This is a genomic window from Enterococcus wangshanyuanii (assembly GCF_002197645.1).
GTDB classification, from domain to species: domain Bacteria; phylum Bacillota; class Bacilli; order Lactobacillales; family Enterococcaceae; genus Enterococcus_L; species Enterococcus_L wangshanyuanii.
This window is the reverse complement of record NZ_CP021874.1, coordinates 1436329-1455302: the sequence shown is the minus strand read 5'-3', so window position 1 is coordinate 1455302 and position 18974 is coordinate 1436329. Positions and strand designations below refer to the sequence as shown.

19 protein-coding genes and 2 other annotated features (1 of these 21 running past the window's edge) are annotated in these 18974 nt (G+C 38.8%); of the genes, 15 read left to right on the top strand and 4 right to left on the bottom strand.

Annotated elements, in window-relative coordinates:
• Window positions 1–201: a binding site (T-box leader), on the top strand; it begins 31 nt to the left of the window's first position.
• Window positions 202–271: 70 nt separating this feature from the next.
• Window positions 272–521: a binding site (T-box leader), on the top strand.
• 64 nt (window positions 522–585) lie between these two features.
• The 11 genes from CC204_RS06980 (at window position 586) to CC204_RS06930 (ending at window position 10789) form a co-directional block, all read left to right on the top strand.
• A complete protein-coding gene (locus tag CC204_RS06980) occupies window positions 586–1419 on the top strand; it encodes a MetQ/NlpA family ABC transporter substrate-binding protein (RefSeq protein WP_088269523.1) in 834 nt (277 codons plus the stop codon).
• 2 nt (window positions 1420–1421) lie between these two features.
• Complete coding sequence (locus tag CC204_RS06975; protein ID WP_088269522.1) at window positions 1422–2498, top strand: methionine ABC transporter ATP-binding protein; 1077 nt, start codon at window positions 1422–1424, stop codon at window positions 2496–2498.
• Window positions 2499–2514: 16 nt separating this feature from the next.
• Complete coding sequence (locus CC204_RS06970; RefSeq protein WP_088269521.1) at window positions 2515–3195, top strand: methionine ABC transporter permease; 681 nt, start codon at window positions 2515–2517, stop codon at window positions 3193–3195.
• Window positions 3196–3248: 53 nt separating this feature from the next.
• Window positions 3249–4082, top strand: a complete 834-nt coding sequence (locus CC204_RS06965; protein ID WP_088269520.1) for a MetQ/NlpA family ABC transporter substrate-binding protein — start codon at window positions 3249–3251, stop codon at window positions 4080–4082.
• Between the two features lie 15 nt (window positions 4083–4097).
• The gene (locus tag CC204_RS06960; protein ID WP_088269519.1) at window positions 4098–5297 is read left to right on the top strand and encodes an amidohydrolase; all 1200 of its coding nucleotides are present in this window, start codon (window positions 4098–4100) and stop codon (window positions 5295–5297) included.
• 550 nt (window positions 5298–5847) lie between these two features.
• A complete protein-coding gene (locus CC204_RS06955) occupies window positions 5848–7386 on the top strand; it encodes an ABC-F family ATP-binding cassette domain-containing protein (protein WP_088269518.1) in 1539 nt (512 codons plus the stop codon).
• Between the two features lie 743 nt (window positions 7387–8129).
• Window positions 8130–8402: a TIGR04197 family type VII secretion effector gene (locus CC204_RS06950; RefSeq protein ID WP_088269517.1), complete on the top strand. Its 273-nt coding sequence runs from the start codon at window positions 8130–8132 to the stop codon at window positions 8400–8402.
• 15 nt (window positions 8403–8417) lie between these two features.
• Window positions 8418–8783: a DUF3958 family protein gene (locus CC204_RS06945; RefSeq protein WP_088269516.1), complete on the top strand. Its 366-nt coding sequence runs from the start codon at window positions 8418–8420 to the stop codon at window positions 8781–8783.
• Entirely contained in the window at window positions 8761–10245 is a 1485-nt protein-coding gene (locus tag CC204_RS06940) for a hypothetical protein (RefSeq protein WP_088269515.1), read from the top strand. Before CC204_RS06945 ends, CC204_RS06940 begins: the two co-directional genes overlap by 23 nt.
• A gap of 34 nt (window positions 10246–10279) precedes the next feature.
• Window positions 10280–10504, top strand: a complete 225-nt coding sequence (locus CC204_RS06935) for a hypothetical protein (protein ID WP_088269514.1) — start codon at window positions 10280–10282, stop codon at window positions 10502–10504.
• Window positions 10505–10552: 48 nt separating this feature from the next.
• Window positions 10553–10789 (top strand): hypothetical protein, encoded by a 237-nt coding sequence (locus tag CC204_RS06930; protein WP_088269513.1) that lies wholly within the window; start codon window positions 10553–10555, stop codon window positions 10787–10789.
• Window positions 10790–11094: 305 nt separating this feature from the next.
• On the opposite strand, the gene CC204_RS06925 is transcribed toward CC204_RS06930, so the two are convergent.
• The 4 genes from CC204_RS06925 to CC204_RS06910 all read right to left on the bottom strand — a co-directional run bounded on the left by CC204_RS06925 (window position 11095) and on the right by CC204_RS06910 (window position 14953).
• Window positions 11095–12024 (bottom strand): metal ABC transporter substrate-binding protein, encoded by a 930-nt coding sequence (locus CC204_RS06925; RefSeq protein ID WP_088269512.1) that lies wholly within the window; start codon window positions 12022–12024, stop codon window positions 11095–11097.
• Window positions 12021–12875: a metal ABC transporter permease gene (locus CC204_RS06920; protein ID WP_088269511.1), complete on the bottom strand. Its 855-nt coding sequence runs from the start codon at window positions 12873–12875 to the stop codon at window positions 12021–12023. The genes CC204_RS06925 and CC204_RS06920 overlap by 4 nt, the downstream gene beginning before the upstream one ends.
• Window positions 12872–13627: a metal ABC transporter ATP-binding protein gene (locus tag CC204_RS06915; protein WP_088269510.1), complete on the bottom strand. Its 756-nt coding sequence runs from the start codon at window positions 13625–13627 to the stop codon at window positions 12872–12874. The genes CC204_RS06920 and CC204_RS06915 overlap by 4 nt, the downstream gene beginning before the upstream one ends.
• A gap of 132 nt (window positions 13628–13759) precedes the next feature.
• Window positions 13760–14953, bottom strand: coding sequence for a serine hydrolase domain-containing protein (locus tag CC204_RS06910; RefSeq protein ID WP_088269509.1), 1194 nt, complete (start codon window positions 14951–14953; stop codon window positions 13760–13762).
• Window positions 14954–15197: 244 nt separating this feature from the next.
• Here CC204_RS06910 and CC204_RS06905 point away from each other — a divergent pair, with 244 nt between their 5' ends.
• The 4 genes from CC204_RS06905 to CC204_RS06890 all read left to right on the top strand — a co-directional run bounded on the left by CC204_RS06905 (window position 15198) and on the right by CC204_RS06890 (window position 18796).
• Window positions 15198–16163 (top strand): ribose-phosphate diphosphokinase, encoded by a 966-nt coding sequence (locus CC204_RS06905; RefSeq protein WP_088269508.1) that lies wholly within the window; start codon window positions 15198–15200, stop codon window positions 16161–16163.
• 128 nt (window positions 16164–16291) lie between these two features.
• Window positions 16292–17143 (top strand): EamA family transporter RarD, encoded by an 852-nt coding sequence (gene rarD, locus CC204_RS06900; RefSeq protein ID WP_229677497.1) that lies wholly within the window; start codon window positions 16292–16294, stop codon window positions 17141–17143.
• Between the two features lie 83 nt (window positions 17144–17226).
• Complete coding sequence (locus CC204_RS06895; protein ID WP_088269506.1) at window positions 17227–18375, top strand: cysteine desulfurase family protein; 1149 nt, start codon at window positions 17227–17229, stop codon at window positions 18373–18375.
• A 79-nt stretch (window positions 18376–18454) separates the two neighbouring features.
• Window positions 18455–18796: a DUF1831 domain-containing protein gene (locus tag CC204_RS06890; RefSeq protein ID WP_088269505.1), complete on the top strand. Its 342-nt coding sequence runs from the start codon at window positions 18455–18457 to the stop codon at window positions 18794–18796.
• Window positions 18797–18974: the final 178 nt, after the last annotated feature.

The window sequence follows — 18974 nt, the reverse complement described above, 5'->3', positions numbered from 1 at the left end:
ACGCATTTCATAGAGAGTCTCGGTTGGTGAAAAGAGATAAATGCAGAAGAATTGAAGATGGCCTCTGAGGATAAGTTGCTGATACGTAAGCAGCTTCGGGAAGCGCCCGTTATCCTAGCAGCAAGTTGATCGACTTGATTTAAGAAAAGTAATGAAGATTACTTTAAAACAAAGGTGGTACCGCGATTATTCGCCCTTTACTAGCATAGGCTGGTAAAGGGCTTTTTTTGTCCTAAAGTAAAGCAAGAAAAGAAATCAAATAATTGAATAAAACAACGCAATGAAATGGAAAGTACAGATGGAATGTTATCTAACAGAGAGCTTGGACAGCTGAAAACAAGCGATAAACGAAATCTGGAAAATGGCCATTGAGCAGCGCTTCGAGTGAGAGTTTCATAAGACAGCGACGGGAGCACCCGTTATCGTGCTAGAGTATACTCAAAAATTTTGACGTACTTGATGAGGGTATCTATGTGAATGGATACTAAATAGAGGTGGTAGCACGCAAAAGCGTCCTCAAATGTATAGGTTTATGCATTTGGAGATGCTTTTTTTATGATTAAAAGCCAGAAGGAGGAAGGTTGAATGAAGAAAAAGATGTTGATGACATTAATGGTTTTGATAGGCATAGTCACTGTTTCAGCTTGCGGCAGTAATCGTGGCGCTACTGAAACTAAAAATAAAATCATTAGAGTAGGGACATCACCAGGTCCTTATAGCGAATTATTTTTAGAAGCTGTAAAACCTATTTTAGAAGAACAGGGCTATCAAATAAAGCAAAATGAGTTTACAGAATTGATTCAAGCGGATATTGCTTTGACGGAAGGCACAATTGATTTGAATGTAGATCAACATACTGCTTACCTCAATAACTTTAATGAAAACAAAGACGCTCATCTGATTGGCATCACACCGATTCCCACAGTAGCTGCTGGTCTTTTTCCTGGTAGAAGAAATAAACTCGATGATGTTCAGGAAAAAGACAAGATCGGCATTCCTGATGATCCATCGAATACAGCCCGAGCCTTTAACCTACTACAAAAAGCAGGCTGGATCGAATTAGAGAAAGGCATAGATCCCGTCAAAGCAACAAAAAATGACATTGTAAGCAATCCGAAAGAGCTAGAATTTGTAGAAATGACTTCCGCACAAATTCCGAGAAGTTTAGAAGATTTAGATTTTGCGGTGATTCCAGGAAGCATCGTCTACAGCGCAAAGCTAGATCCAAAAGAAAGCTTGCTTTCAGAAGATGTGTTAAAAGACTACGAACTAGTCGCAACGATCGATGAAAAAAATAAAGAGAGCGATTGGGCAAAAGCTGTTGTTGACGCCTATCATTCCAAAGAATTCAAAACCTATTTAAGTGAACATAACCAAGAGAATTATTGGTTTGTTCCAAAAGAATTACAGGAGGAATAAGGATGATCGAATTAAAAAATATTGATGTCACATTTTATCAAAAGAAAAAAGCTGTTGAAGCTGTAAAGGAGGTCACTTTGACAATCGAAAAAGAGGATGTCTTTGGGATCGTCGGATATTCAGGCGCAGGAAAAAGCACCTTGGTTCGGGTAATCAACCTATTGCAGCGGCCAACCTCAGGAGAAGTAATCATCAACGGGAAAAATATTCTTACCTTTTCACCGAAAGAATTACGAGCGCAGCGTAAAAATATCGGCATGATCTTTCAGCACTTTAACTTGATGAAGGAGCGGACGATTTTCGGCAATATTGATTTTTCTTTAAAATATTCTGGATTGACTAAAATCCAACGCAAAGAAAAAATCGACAAGCTGCTTGACCTAGTTGGTTTATCAGATAAAAAAGAAGCGTACCCCAGCCAGTTATCTGGAGGACAAAAGCAACGGGTTGCAATCGCCAGAGCGCTAGCCAATGATCCTGAGATTTTACTCTGCGACGAGGCAACCAGTGCACTTGATCCTAAAACAACGATTCAAATTCTTGATTTACTAAAAAAATTAAATAAAGAATTAGGGTTGACGATCGTTTTGATCACTCATGAAATGCAAGTGGTCAAAGAAATCTGTAATAAAGTTGCTGTGATGGAGGCAGGACGAGTCATCGAACAAAACGACATTGTTTCAGTATTCAGTCAGCCAAAAGAAGCCTTGACGAAGGACTTCATTCGAACAGCAACTCATATCGACCAAGCATTAGAAACAATCGTTCAGCATCCTAGCTTAACGGAATTAGGTGGAAATGAAGTATTGGTAGAATTCTCGTATGTAGGAGATCAAACGAGTGAGCCGCTGATCGCACAGCTTTACAGTCAATATCATGTGGTCACAAATATTCTTTACGGTAATGTCGAGATCCTGCAAAATGTGCCGATCGGCAATTTGATCGTGATTCTTTCGGGAGAAGAAACGCAACGGGAAAAGGCTTTGAACTTCTTACGGGAACAAGAAGTAAAAATCAAAATTTTAAAAGAAGCAGGTTCACCAAATAACGTCATACCATTACCAGCGGTATCACAATAATGAAGGAGCAGAAGTTATGCAGAATTTTTTACAGCAGTATTTTCCAAATGTCATCGACCTAAAACAAGAATTTATCACTAGTACCATTGAAACTTTATATATGGTTTTCTGGACAGCAATTATAGCAGGGATTTTAGGAACGTTGCTCGGCGTTATTTTAGTTGCAACTGGTCCCAAAGGTATCCTAAAAAGTCCGATTCTTTACAGTATCTTAGAAAAAATCATTAACGTATGTAGATCCATTCCTTTTATCATCATGCTGGCGCTGATTCAGCCGATCACTCGTTTTTTAACAGGAACAACGATTGGGACAACGGCTGCCTTGGTGCCGCTGGTGATAGGAGTGATTCCATTTTTTGCCAGACAAATCGAAAATGCTTTGCTTGAAGTCGATCCTGGGGTAATTGAAGCGGCTGAATCGATGGGGACGAGTCCTTTGGGCATCATTTTTAGAGTGTATCTCATTGAAGGCTTGCCAAGTATTATTCGTGTTTCTTCTGTGACAATTATCAATTTGATTGGTTTAACTGCGATGGCAGGCGCAATAGGAGCTGGAGGTTTAGGTAATTTAGCAATAACTAGAGGATACAATCGCTTCCAAACAGACGTGACACTTGTAGCGACATTGATTATTTTGGTCTTAGTATTTGCCAGTCAATTTATCAGTAATACGTTGATTCGAAAAACATCTCATTGATCATTCATCTAAATAAAATCACATAAAAAAACTACTTGAAAAGAGGAAATAGCATGAAAAAATTCGTAAAAATTATCGGTTTAGCATTAACACTTGGGGTTGTCCTGGCAGGATGTTCTTCGGGTACTGCAAAAAGTGAAAAAAATGAAGTCGTAAAATTAGGCGTGGTAGGTGCCAACAATGAAGTCTTAGAATCAGTTAAGGAACGATTAAAAAAAGAAGGAATCGATCTTCAATTGATCGAGTTTTCTGATTACACACAGCCTAATGCAGCCTTAGCCGAAAAAGAGATAGATTTGAATTCGTTCCAGCACCAAATTTTCTTAGACAACTATAACGAAGAACATAAAACAGATTTAGTATCGATCGGAAATACGGTCAGCGCACCGCTTGGCATTTATTCATCAAAAATCAAAGATGTGAAAGAATTGAAAGATGGCGCAGAAATCGCTATTCCAAATGATGCGACGAATGGCGGACGTGCCTTACTGCTTTTACAAAGTGCTGGCTTGATCAAAGTAGATCCAGTGAAAAAACAAACACCCACGGTCAATGATGTCACAGAAAATAAACTGAATCTAAAAATCACTGAACTAGATGCCTCTCAGACAGCGAGAGCACTTCAAGATATCGATGCCTCTGTCATCAACAGCGGTATGGCTGTCGATGCTGGTTTTGTACCAACGAAAGATGCCATTTTCTTAGAACCAGTAGATGAAACGTCAAAACCATACGTAAATATCATCGTTGCCCGTAAAGAAGATGAAGACAACGAAACATACAATAAAGTAGTCGACACTTACCAACAAGAAGAAACTAAAAAAGTAATTGAAGAAACATCAAAAGGCTCAAGTATCCCAGCATGGGAAACATTCGGAAGAAAATAAGAGGAGGAGTTCACTATGACAGTCACAACAAAACAAACGATCCAAGAAGAAATCAAGCAAAACGCAGAGGAAGTCATTGCTTTAAGACGGCATTTTCATCAATATCCTGAAGCGAGTTTAAAAGAATATGAAACGATCAAACGAATCAAAGAAGAACTGACCAAGTTAGGAATTCCTTTTGAAGCAGTGGGGGAGACAGGCGCATTAGGAACGATCGAAGGAAAAAAAGGGCAAGGGAAGACGATCATCCTGCGTGCAGATATCGATGCATTAGAATTGGAAGATGCCACAGAAAAACCGTACCAGTCTAAAAATCCCGGCTTAAATCATGCCTGCGGGCACGACGGCCATGCAGCAGCATTGTTAGGCGCCGCAAAAATTTTAAAGAATCGTGAAGAGGACTTTGCCGGAACGATCAAGCTTGCGTTTCAGCCGGCAGAAGAAATTGGTGCAGGTGCTTGTCAGTTTGTGGAGGGAGGATTTGTTGAGAATGTCGATCAGGTTTTCGGTATCCATTTAGATTCGAGTGTTCCAGTCGGTAAATTAGTCGCAACGAAAGGGGCAACAAATGCTTCCTGTGATATCTTTAAAATCGAAGTCGAAGGGTTGAGCAGCCATGTGGCGCAACCAAATGTCGGTCGTGATGCTGTTTTATCTGCTGCAAGTATCGTTGTAGAATTACAAAAAATCGCAGCTAGAGAAGTTAGCCCATTAGATCCAGTCGTTGTGGGCATCGGTGTATTAGATGCCGGTACAAGATATAATATTGTTGCAAATCACGCAACGATTGAAGGAACCGTGAGAGCCTTTAGTCATGAAACCCGTGCATTTGTCTTGAAACGTGTGGAAGAAATCGCGAACCAAATTGCAGAAGCACATCGCACAAAAATTTCATCTTTTCAAATTCACGATGCGGCAGGCCCATTGATCAATGATGATACAGCAACGGAGTTGGCTCAAAAGGTCGCTGCTGAAATCGTAGGAATCGAAAATGTAGTGACAGATCATACAAAGAGTCTAGGCGCAGATGATTTTGCCGACTTCTTACTCAAAGCACCTGGTGTTTATGGACGTGTTGGTACACGTAATCTAGATAATCCAGAAACTCAATATGGACACCACCATGAAAAATTTGATATCGATGAAGCAGGCTTGGCATTAGCGACTGAATTTCATGTGAGCTATGCTTTATCATACTTAGGCGGCGCTGAATAAAATGAAAAAAGGCTGGGCAGAAGCGTTTAATACCAAAAGGATGGCTTCTGTTCCTGCCGCTTGTTCGGTAAGACTTAAAGCTTTTTTTTCATTGAAAAGAATAGATGAATGATTATTTTGCTTTTTAAAATGAATATGCTAAAATATGGTTTGTAAAGAAAGGTGATCAAGAATGTTTGTTCTTTCAGATAAATTTGTCAAAAGAAGCAGCTCCCAACAAATGAATGTGATGAAGCATTGTTGCGGAGCTTAATAGAAGAAATCTTCATCGTTAGAATACGAACAAGTTTAGACTAAGCCTTAGTCTTATTTCGTGTTGTATTTGAAACGATGACCATGACTTTTAATAGAAGCAGAGGACAACGTGTTTCGTGCGTTGTCCTTTGTTGATTGTAAACAAGGGATGAGATAAGGGAGACTTATTTTTGATCGCTTGTTTTTTGTTTGCCTAAGATCTTACCGTGCGAAGCACCTATGTTCGATAGAAGAGACTGAACGAATGGATGCGTCACGTGATTTACAAAATAAAAGTTGAAAAGGAATGAAACACATGAGTTTATTAACGATCGAACATCTGACCCAACGTTTCGGGGAAAAAATACTTTATGAGGATGCCTCTTTGCGTGTGAACAAGGGAGACCATCTAGGACTGACTGGGCAAAATGGTGTAGGGAAATCAACGCTGATAAAAATATTAACAGGAGAAATTCTTGCAGATGACGGAGCAATTATCTGGCAGAATAACCTCAAAATAGGGTATCTTGACCAATATATGGAAGTGATCGGAGAAAGTACGATCAGTGAATTTTTACATCAAGCGTACCAACCTCTATATGCGATCGAAGCCAAAATCAATGAGCTGTATTCAGTATACGGTGAGACTGGCGAAGATAAATTATTAGAGCGGGCAGGCACGCTCCAAACACAGCTGGATGAAAGTGATTTTTATCAAATCGATCCGATCATCAATGATTTGGCGAATGGATTAGGGATCGAAGCCATCGGTTTGGATCGCCCAATGAAAGAGTTGAGTGGTGGACAACGGTCAAAGGTAATTTTAGCGAAGTTGCTTTTAGAAGAACCAGATATGTTACTGTTAGATGAACCAACGAACTATCTAGATGATACGCATATCCAGTGGCTGATCAGCTATTTGAACAATTTTACAGGAACGTTTATTTTAGTTTCCCATGATTATCATTTTTTGAATGCTGTAACAAATTGTATTTGTGATATTGAATTCGGCAAGCTGACAAAATATACCGGAAATGTCGAAAAATCCTTTGCTCAAAAAGAGCTGAATAAAGAAAGCTACTTGAAACAATATCACGCCCAACAGGCAAAAATAGAAAAAACAGAAGCGTATATTCGGAAATACAAAGCCGGAAATCGAGCAACCATGGCTAAAAGTCGCCAAAAGCAATTGGATCGTCTGGAAAGACTGACACCACCAGGCAGCCTAATGACGCCCCAAATCGCTTTTCCTTATCAGCCGATCGTTGCTAGTTTAGCGTTGATCACAGATCAATTAGTGATCGGGTACGAAAAACCATTACTGGCTCCAATCGATTTATCTGTTCACAGTGGTGAAAAGGTTGCGATCAAAGGCTTTAACGGAATTGGAAAATCAACGCTGATCAAAACACTGACAGAAAAAATCAAACCGCTCAGTGGCGAATTTCAATATCCTGCAAATACCAAAATCGCTTATTTTTCACAAGACTTGACGTGGGAAAATGACTACTTGACTCCATTAGCTTATTTAAGTGATCGTTTTCCTAAGAAGACAGTTAAAGAAATTCGAACTTTTTTAGCTAAATGCGGGTTGCCGGATAAGCTAGTCAATCAGCCGCTGCGCCTATTGAGTGGAGGGGAGCAGACAAAAGTCAAACTATGTGAACTGACCATGGATACTAGCAATCTGATTTTTCTCGATGAGCCAACGAACCATATCGATGCAGCTGCAAAGGAAAGCTTGCGTGAAGCAATTCAGGAATATCCGGGAACGATCATCATTGTTTCTCATGAAGAAGAATTCTATGCAGATATCACTGATCGGATCATCAATATTGAAGAAATGATAGGATAGAGGATACAAACACCTTTAATAATTTTTTTCGATTTTCAGCCATTTCTTCATATATAGTCGAAATATAAAACCTACTTTAAGTGATAATTATGTTGAAAAAGCATTGACTTTGGTTTGTCATTAAGGGTAGAATTAAGGTAGATAGAACGAATGAATTCTAGCATTGCTAGGCAAAATAAAAAGGCACTCTGCAGGAAGATTGGCGTCGACCTACAGAGCCTTATACAATCAGATAGAGCTGATCGTACAAGTTGCCCAAGTCAATTTTCATTGACTGTATTTATTTTACTCAATTTTCGTGTGAATTACTAGCTTTTTTTACACCTCAATTGCGTTTTTAAATAACAGTTCGATGCTTATTTATTGAACTTTTGCACGGTATCAGCGGGTAGCTGATACCGTGTTTTTTTCGTTCTATCGGTCAAGCAAGGAAGCAGTCGCGCCGAAAGAGTGAACAGCAAATAGCTTTTTTGGTGTATTTATCAGCAGTGAAAGCTGCTCTGACACCGACGAGTTGCCCTAGTCGATGCGCGCAAATGAAACAAATGCTCATTACCCAATTTTCCAAAAATCGACGGTTCCTTGCTTGAACTATAATGAAATCAATTACGTTGCCAATTGCTTCATGAGGAAGATAATTAATGTTTATTTTTAAATAGAATTATAATACATTTTGTAGATATCGTAATGCGAAGTATGTTATTCTAAAAAGATAATATTAAATAGCGAAATGAGGGGATTTTATGATCGATCTAAATGAAGCAGAAGCCCAGAAACAAGCTACTCAAATCGGGCTAGCGAATGATTGCTTGTCGCTTTCCAAAACAGTGACTTTTTCTTTGGGGACGACGGTTCCCGGCAACGCCATGGCTGAAAGTACCTTTCAACAGCTGAAGAAAAACCCGGCAACGATCCAGCAGCTACTCAACAGAGATGTAGCTTCCATCCAAACTGCTGTCGCCGCATTTAAGCGAGCGGATCAACAAGCGAAACAACTATTTACACGACTTCCGTAACAAAGGAGAGAAGGAATGACCCAAAAGGAGTTACAAGAAAAACGCAGAGAAAATGAAGAAAAACAAGAGGAAAATCGTACGCTCAACACGTTGTTGGAACGAAGCATGAGCGAGACAGAACATTTATTTGCCAGAGAACGTCACCATAACGACCAAGTTCTCACCTACTTTCATCGGCAGGAAGAAGGTCACTTTTTTGAAGAACTCACAGAAGAAACTCGCATTTCCGAACGCCACTTCTTTGATGAGCTGATGGACGGACAAGAAACATTACACAAAGAAAACCGTCGCCTAGAAGATGAAAGCGACCTTCTTTACGAAGCAGAGCTGCAACAGCTGAGAAAGGAGGATGAGGTTGATGGTCAAAATGATCATTGGTGATGTCCAAACCCAGACAGAAGAGATCAAAGCCTTCGGCCAATTCTACAGTCAAGCACTCGATGCCGTTTCAATTGCTACGCAAGGCATACAATTAGCAGTCGGACTAAGTGGCGCAGGCATGGAGTCGATCAAAGGCTACCTTTCCACTGTCTATCCAGCGCTTTGCAAAGCGGCGATCATGCACAGTGAAGCAGTTGTGCAGGCGAATGAACGGTATGTGCAAGGCTATCTTTCAACATGCGGTAGTGAAGATTTAGATTCCGAAGAATTACAAGCGCAAATCGATGAAGCCAACGCGCTGATTCAAGATTTCCAGCGTTCGAAAGAAAACTACGCCCAACAGAAAAGAAGCCTATCAGACGAAAAAGAGCAACTGCTAGGTGCAGTCTTTGAAGCGGCAATCGCCAGTATGGATGCGGGAATTACACGAAATCAAGCGAAAAAAGCAAAGATACAAGAAAAATTAGAGAAGTTCCTTGATTTTTGCGGACAGTCCACTAGTTATTTTACTGGGATAAAGGATACCGGATCGCTAGTGGCTAAAGGCATGCAGGCGTTGGGTGTCAGTGAAAAAGGACATGTTGGTCCAGGTGCTTGGAATGAAAAAGGCTTTTCCTTAACCGATCGAACTTGGATCAATAATGTCAATCAAAATTGGACCAAGCGTGAAAAAGCCATCGAAGTCAAGGATAGAAAAATACTCGATGGCTGCACGATCATCCACATTATCGATGCCGACCGCGGTGTGGATATATACATGTTTGAAAAAAATGGTCACCGTTATCCAGTAAGCGAGCAGGATTTGTCCGATAATCTAAGAAAGCTCATCAAAAAATACAACTTAGATGTGGTAGAATTAAGTCCGACAGAAATGGACCGCCGAGTGATCAAATTTCAAAAGAGCGGAAAAGATTATTTCAGTGGCGATACAGTCAATATACCTGGTTTTCAAAGATTGAATCATATACAAAGTACTGTAAATGATCTAAAAGAATCTGGATTTTGGGATGCGGCATGGGGTGTTGGTCTGACAGTGGCTGCGGTGAGAAATGCGCAGACAGCTGGTAAGAAATCTAGTGGAACGAATGATGCATTAATAGGTAGTAAAAATGAAAAAAATTATACATTAAATAAAAGTAAAAATACCGGAAACACAAGCTACAAGAAAGTCAGTGGGGCTAAAAATGTTATTAAAAATAACTTGGGTAAGGAACTAGACATAACTCCCTCTAAAGCTCACACCAAGGTCAATAAAAACCCGGGGCCATTTGGTAAACCTAATAGTAGTGTAGATATTTTAGATTCTAAAGGAGAACTTACTACAAGACGATTTTATGATGGAACAGGAAAAGCTGTGCGCGATGTTGATATGACAAATCACGGTAATCCCAAAAGGCATCCTGAGTATCCTCATGAACATAAGTGGAAGTATGATTCTAATGGAAAACCTACTAGAGAATAAAAAAATATGTATGAAATATGGAGGCTTGCAAATTATGGACTATAAAGAAATGGCAGAAAGCATAGGTTATGGAGAAGAATATAATTTTTATTATAAGGATAAAGAGTTTTGGATTAGTCAAAATTCTGATGGGAATTACTTAACTGAGGTTGGTGGAGAAACTCAAGAGTTTAAAAACTCAGAAGATTTGTTGAATAATGCTCGAATAAATGGGAAATCTATTCGTGAAATTTGGGAAGAAATAAACGATCAGTTTTAAGCCTAAACTCACCAATCAATTCACCAACACACTGAAAGGAGACACAACATGTTTATTTTTCCAAAATTTCTACTACAACATCTAGGAATACTCTTAGGTTATATTTTTAACATAGGATTGTCACTAATTTTCTTAAATATGGCAATCACAAGTATCTTTGAAAAAGACTACGAGTTATTTATTTTTGCTTTAATCGTCGGTATCCCACTTTCTGCATGGACCATCTATTTGATTCGATCAGGATATTTAGAGCATAAAAAACAAGAAGAACAAAAGAAGAAGTAATATGAAAAATTTGTGCATTCGGCGTACTTTTTGAAATTGATAAGTATACTTTTTTAGAGAAAAAAAGTGGGGATCTAAATGAGAGCTAGATATTTTGATGAAGATCGGTAGGTTCAAAGTCCTCGGGAGCCTCAAAATAATCAAGAAAGACACAAAAAGTGAGTCAATTGATTATTTACGTTATTTTGAATAGTTGCTTGAAGTACAATCAATTAAATTTCTACTAATTGAAACGATATCAGTGCGTACTTAGCCACTGATATCGTTTTTTTTATAGATTAAAATGGGTGCAACTAGTCCTGTTTTTATTGTGTCAAGCCTTCATGGATCTTGTCTAAATTCCATTTCATCATTGTATAGTAACTATCGCCATCTTCTCCTTTTTTCGCAAGCGAATCTGTGAAAATGGTACTGTAGATCGGTAGTCCGCTTTCCTTTGAAACACGTTCCATACTGCGCTTGTCAACACTAGTTTCAACGAAAAGTACAGGAACCTTGCTTTGCTGGATTTGATCGATGATCTGCTTCATTTGATCTGGTGTTCCTTGACTCTCAGTGTTGATTTCCCAAATGTAGGCGGCAGTTAAACCGTATGCTTTAGAAAAGTATTTAAAAGCCCCTTCACTAGTTACCAGCAACTTTTGATTTTCAGGAATATCAGCGAATTTTTCTTTTGCTTCTTGATCTAATGCTTCTAGCTTTTTGATGTAGTCTTCCGCATTTTTTTCGTAGCTTGTTTTATTTTCCGGGTCCTTATCAGCTAAAGTATCACGAATTGTTTCGACATAGGCAATACCATTTTGAATATCTAGCCAAGCATGAGGGTCCTGTTCATTTTCTTTCCCTGCGCTAGTTAGATACATAGGCTTGACCTTTTGGCTGACCGAAAAATAATCTTCATTTTCTTTTTTATTAGCTGTCTCCATCAATTTGTTGAACCAGCCATTTCCGCCAGTCTCCAAGTTTAAGCCATTGAAAAATAAAATATCCGCTTCTGAAGCTTTAGCGACGTCTTCTGGTAAGGGCTCATATTCATGTGGGTCCGTTCCTACTGGGACGATGCTGTGGATATTGACCAAGTCTTTCCCCACATTTTCTACCATGTCGGCAAGGATCGAGTTTGTTGCAACAATAGCCAGCTTCCCTTTATCCGATGAATTTTCTGATGTTGATTGACATGCGGCAAGTACGAGTACACTGACAAAAGCAGTAATAGCGATGAATACTTTTTTCATATTGAAACTTCCTCCTTTGGTTTATTTGCAAAAAATAATCCTTTTCTTGGTGAAAATAGAAAAGCTAAAATAAAGAATCCTGCAGCAGTTAAAACGATCGTAGCCCCTGATGCTAAATTATAGGAATAACTAAAGAACAAGCCGATGATTGAGCTCAAAATACCGAATAGTGAAGCAAGTCCGATCATCGTAGGTAAATGATTCGTCAAAAGATAGGCAGTAGCAGCCGGTGTGATCAACATCGCGATCACTAAAATCGTTCCAACGGTTTGCAAGGAAGAAACAGCTACTAAAGTTAATAGAAACATCAAGGCATAATGGAAGAACTGAACATTCAATCCGTAAGCTTGCGCCATAGTTGGGTCAAAAGAAGTGATCTGCAGCTCTTTATAAAAGACACCAACAAAAATCAATACGATGATCCCTACAATGGCAGTGATCATGATATCTGAATCACGAACAGCTAAGACATTTCCAAAAAGAATGTGATAAAGGTCAGTAGAGCTTTTAGCAAATGAGATCATGATGATCCCAAGTGCGAAAAAGGAGCTAAATACGACCCCAATTGCTGTATCATTTTTCAGCTGACTTTTCTGTGTGATAAATCCAATCAGTAACGCTGCCAGCACACCAAAGATCGATGCGCCAAAGATATAATTTGCCCCTAGCATATAAGACGCTGCAACGCCTGGTAATACGGCATGAGAAATAGCATCGCCCATCAAAGACATCCCTCTTAAGACGATAAATGAACCGATAATACCTGAAATAAGTCCAACAATGATCGAGGTGATCAGTGCATTTTGTAAAAACTGGTAACGGATCAAGCCGTCAATAAAATTTGTGATCATGCGTCAGCCACTCCTTTAATGATAATGTCACCCATCGAGTCGCCGTAAGCGAGCTGGATGTTTTTATTGGTAAAGGTTGTCGCTACTGGTCCATAAGCAATCAGTTTTTTCTTCAAGATGACTACTTCATCAAAATAATGAGCCACTTTATGCAAATCATGATGGACAATAACAATCGTTTTACCAACTTCTTTTAATGCTTTTAGAATATCCATAATAACCTTTTCACTGGTCATATCGATCCCGACGAATGGCTCATCTAAAACGATGATATCGGCATCTTGAGCTAATACCCGGGCAATAAACACCCGCTGCAGCTGACCACCGGATAATTCACCGATTTGCCGTTTGGCGAAAGCTTCTAGCTGAACCGTTTTTAAAGCAGCAAAGGCCTTTTCCTTTTCTTGTTTGCCAGGTCGATGAAACAAGCCTAGTTTAGGATAAGTGCCTAAGAGAACGACCTCCAACACATTGATCGGAAAGGATAGATCTAAGGCACTGCGCTGTTCAACATAAGCGATTCGTTTTTTCTGGGTATCGATCGGTATCTCGCCAGCTAAAACGGTTCGGGAATCTGTTTTGATCAATCCTAGGAATCCTTTTAGAAAGGTAGATTTACCAGCTCCGTTGGGACCGATGATACCGGTAATTTTTCCGGCAGAAAGTTGTAATGAAATGTCCAGCAAAGCTTTTTGCCCTTGATAGCTGACAGTCAAATGCTGAACTGTAATGTTATTGTTAGTTATAGACATAAAAAAACCTCCTTTTTAGGTTTGCCTTAAAAATAGTATAAGACAAAGCTAAAATGAAAGCAAGTAATTTTTAGGTGAACCTAAAAAACTAGAAAACAATGACTGTTTTCTAGTTCGAAAGTTTATTAATGATCAGGCTTCATAGGGGCCAAGCAGATTAAATATGGCATTACTCAAATCTGAATTTGTTTTATCTTTTGGATGTTGATTTGATAAAAGAATTACCGCATCTTGTTGATCTTTAGAGAATAGGGCATTAGATTCAAAGCCAGCCTCTGATCCATGTCCTTTGATGTAAGTGGAAAAATTGTATAGGCCGCCCATGTATTTTGATTCAGTTTCAGGTGTCCATACCTTCGCGATGAGTGGTTGATCGATCAAATGACCTTCGAATAGGTTCGCATAAAAACGATAAAGATCACCAACAGTCATTGCTACATTACCTGTACCGACTTCTTGATCAAAGGTTAGGTGATTATCCGTGATTTCATTTCCCAAATCGTTGCCGTCGATTTTTTCATACGCATAAGTACGATTGAACGAATTTAGAAAATCATCGTAAAAAGAAGTGTGAGTCAATTGGATTTTTTGAACAAAAGCCTGCTCAAATAGCTCACGATAAGTTTGATTGGTCACACGCTCTAAAATCCCTGCCAAGATTCGGTAATTGACGCCGTCATATTTATATTTGTCGTAATCACCCATTCGAGCATGAGTGATTGAGAAGCGGAGAAAATCATCTTCAGACATCATCTCTGTAGGATATTCATTTTGGTACAAACCAGAACGCATAGCCAGTAGCTGTCGAATCGTTATTTTATGACTTCCAGGTACAGTAGGGTAAAACTCATCTAAGGTTTGCTCTAAGGCTAAATGACCAGATTGGACTTGTTGTAAAATCAACACAGAAGTCATTGCTTTTTGGATAGAACCAATTTGGAAGGTTGACTGATACGTATTCGGTGTATTTTCAGAGACATTTGCAGAGCCGAATCCTTTTTGCAAAATGATCTGACCTTTATGAACAACAAGAGCCGTACCAACAAAGTTTTTATCGATCAATTGTTGATTTAATCGGTCAGCAAGTTCAGAAGTGGGTTCGACCGTCTGATCAAAGTCTTCTATTCTTCTGGCATCTGTAGTTAGAGAAGTGGAAGTTTGAGTAGACGGAAGTGTTGTTTCGCTTGTATTACTTTTAGAAATAGAATGAGATTGATGCTGAAAAAATAGCAGATATATTTCCAAGCCTACAACTATGAAAAGTAGTAAAATAACGAGCATAGGTAGCCATGAGTTTGATCCTTTGTGATGTTTTGAATGCCGCATAAGCGAATCACCTCCAATATAGTTCTTATTTTACTGACGAGGAAAAGAAACGCAATGTGATTCTGTGTGAATCAACGAACAATTTTGTAAGTATTCTGTAATAAAAAAAGAGACAATATAAAAACACTTATTTTCTAACTAGAAAGAAAAAGATTCATGATTTTTTATCAAATCAATGGTAGAATGGAAAGCGAAGCTTTGAGTGGAAACACAGAGTAAAAATATCGAGAGTGCGGAGGAAATCATGACCCAAAAATACCAGGATAAAACATTACGTATATTTAGTTTGAATGCCAATCGTCCTTTAGCTGAAAAAATAGCTGAGGTTGTCGGGACTGAATTAGGAAAGAGTACGGTTCGTCAATTTAGTGATGGAGAGATTCAAATCAATATTGAAGAGAGTATTCGTGGGGACCATGTCTTTCTGATTCAATCAACCAATTTACCGGTAAATGATCATCTGATGGAACTGTTGATCATGATCGACGCGTTAAAACGTGCTAGTGCAAAAACAATCAATGTTGTTTTACCTTATTATGGCTATGCCAGACAAGACCGCACAGCGAAACCAAGAGAACCGATCACAGCTAAATTAGTCGCGAATTTATTGGAAGAAGCAGGAGCAACCAGAGTATTGACGCTTGATTTACATACGGTTCAAGTCCAAGGATTTTTTGATATTCCAGTGGACAATCTATTCACCATGCCATTATTTGCGCATAATTATCGCAAGCAAGGTAAAACTGGAGAAGACATCGTAATCGTTTCGCCAAAAAATAGTGGGGTCCAGCGAGCTCGAAGTTTATCTGAATATCTTGATGCGACATTAGCGATCGTTGATCAAGACGAGGTTGATGGCATCCGTTCAGGTTATGTGATCGGTGAAGTCAAAGATAAGACGTGTATCTTAGTTGATGATATTCTAAATACAGGAGAAACGTTGACGACTGCCGCCGAAATTCTTAAGAAAAATGGCGCAAAAGCTATTTATGCCTGCGCGTCTCATGGGTTGCTTTCCAAAGGGGCAAAACAAACACTGGACAATTCTCCGATCGAGCAGATTTGTGTAACGGATTCAGTTTTTATCTCTGAAGATCGCAGACCAGCTGCTCTGGATATTGTTTCTTGTGCAGCATTGATGGGAGAGGCAGTGAAACGCATCCACGAAAATACGCCGATGAGTCCACTGTTTCGTTTAGAAGAAAAATAATCATTATCTGTTTTTACGAAAGAAGTTCAGCTGTGTATTTATACTGAGCTTCTTTTTATTGAATAAGAAAGGGAGTTGTTTTGTTGAAAGAGGAAAAAAGAGGTGTTTTATTAGGCGTTATCGCATATATGTTTTGGGGTGTTATTCCGATTTACTGGAAGCTGATGCCGATGGTCGATCCACTGGATATTTTATGCTATCGAATCGTTTGGTCATTTTTATTTATGCTGATTTATATATTTGCTACAAAAAAATGGACCTTGTTTTTGACTGAGGTCAAGAGTGTTCTTAAAGAGAAGAAAAAATTATTTGCCATTATATGTGCCGCTATTTTGATTTCATTAAATTGGTTTACATTTATTTATACAGTGAGTCAAGGACACGTTACTCAAGCTAGCTTAGGCTATTATATGAATCCTTTAGTGAATGTGCTGCTTGCGACATTGATTCTAAAGGAAAAGTTGAACCGTTCAGGTATGATAGCCTGCGGACTAGCATTGACAGGTGTTATCTTATTAACTGTTCAAACCGGTCAGCTGCCGCTTGCTCCTTTGGTCATGGCGGTGACCTTCAGCTTTTATGGATTGATCAAAAAAGGGGTGACTGTTAGTTCTTATACAGGTTTGACGATCGAGACCTTTGTTATTTTGCCACTTGCGTTGATTTATCTTGTCTTTTTTTCTAAGCAAGGATTTATGAACTACGAAGTATCCACGAACATGTTGTTAGTCGGAGCAGGAGTGGTCACGGCAATTCCACTACTTCTTTTTGCCGAAGCTGCGAAAAAGATTTCCTATATCATTTTAGGCTTTATCCAATATGTCGGCCCAACATTGATGCTGTTATCCGCACTATTTTTATACCATGAGCCTTATTCAGCAGAACAATTTATGGCGTTTGGCTGTATTTGGCTAGGGATCGCAGTGTTCACATACGGAAATATTTATGCGTATCGAAAGGAAAAACAATTTACAAAATAAAGAGTATGACAGTAAATTTGGAGGAATGGGTGGACTTATGTTAAACTAATGCCATTAAAAGTGGCTCAGAAAGGACGAATTCAATGACTTCAATCTATTTAGACCATGCTGCAACAACGCCGATGCACCCAAGTGTCATTGAAGTAATGACAACTGAAATGACAAACACCTTTGGCAATCCATCAAGTATTCATACTTTTGGTCGTCAAGCGCATCGCAAAATTGAAAATGTACGACAAATAATCGCAGAAAGTCTTCATGTCAAACCGCACGAAATTATTTTTAACAGTGGCGGTACAGAAGGCGATAACACCGCAATCATAGAAACGGCGTTATCTAAAAAAGAGCAAGGGATGCATCTGATCACAACGGCAATTGAACATCCAGCAGTATTAGAAACAATGAGATATTTAGAAACGCTAGGATTTGAAGTGACATATCTTCCTGTCGATGAAAAGGGTCATTTATCTGTAGACAAGCTTCAACAAGAATTACGAGAAGACACAACACTAGTTTCTGTGATGTATGGCAACAATGAAATCGGCAATCTTTTACCGATCAAAGAAATTGGTATTTTATTAAAAGCGCATCCAGCTGTTTTTCATACAGATGCGGTTCAAGCATATGGGTCAGAACAAATAGCTCCTCATGAGCTTGGGATCGATCTACTTAGTATTTCAGCACATAAAATCAATGGTCCAAAAGGCGTAGGTTTTCTATATAAAAATGATGCTCTTTCTCTACCTGCTTTTTTACATGGTGGCGAACAAGAAGAAAAACGCAGAGCAGGGACAGAAAATGTGGCGGGGATCGTTGGTTTGGGAAAAGCGGTCGAGCTTTTGACAGAGAACGAAAAAGCACAGCGTCATGATGCATATAGAAGCTACCAAGAGTTGATTTTAGCAAAACTGGATCAAGCAGCGATTCCTTATCAAATCAATGGTGCACCTGAAAATAAATTAGCACATATTTTGAATCTACATTTCCCTAATGTGTCAAGTGATTTGTTACTGATGCATTTAGACCTTCAAGGGGTAGCGATTTCTACTGGATCAGCCTGCACTGCAGGGACAGTCGAACCTTCTCATGTATTGGAAGCAATGTATGGGAAAGGCCATCCAGCCATCAAAGAATCAGTAAGGATCAGTTTTGGTTTAGGTACGAATAAAGAACAAATCGAAGAATTTACTGATATTCTGATTCGAACGATTCAAAGACTTACATCAAGCTGAAAGAAAAGCTGATTAATGGTAGAAAAAAGTGACTATAACAATTATAATAGAAGAAACAATGAATAAATGAGGTGGAAAAATGGCATTTGCTGCTAAAGCAACTGTAGAAGGCTGCGAAGTCTATTACAAAGTGAATGAACAAGCAAAAAAATATACATTAAAAGATAATGGATTTGTTGAAACAAATTCAGGTAATTTTCAATTGGTTCGTCCATTGGATGCAACACCCCAAAGTAAAGAGGGGTTCAAGTTGAAAATTACGATCGCTAGCGACTTAAAAACATTGAAAATGTCTGTTACAACAGCTAACGGCTTGAAATCAATGAATATTTTCAAAGGCGATGCACATGCAATGAGTCAGGAGAAATTCTATTTCTTGATGGATGGTATGATCAGCCGCGGAGTGTTTGAAAAAGTTTAAATTAGAACGGTCTTAAACATAGTCTATGACTATTTTTAGGACTGTTTTTGTTTATTCGCAGGTTTTTAATTAAATGAGAAGAATCACTCAATACCTTTACATCTTCCAAAATCCTAGTATAATAAGTATCACTGAAAAGTTACGACCTTCAAATCGTGGATGATTTCAGAATCTAAAT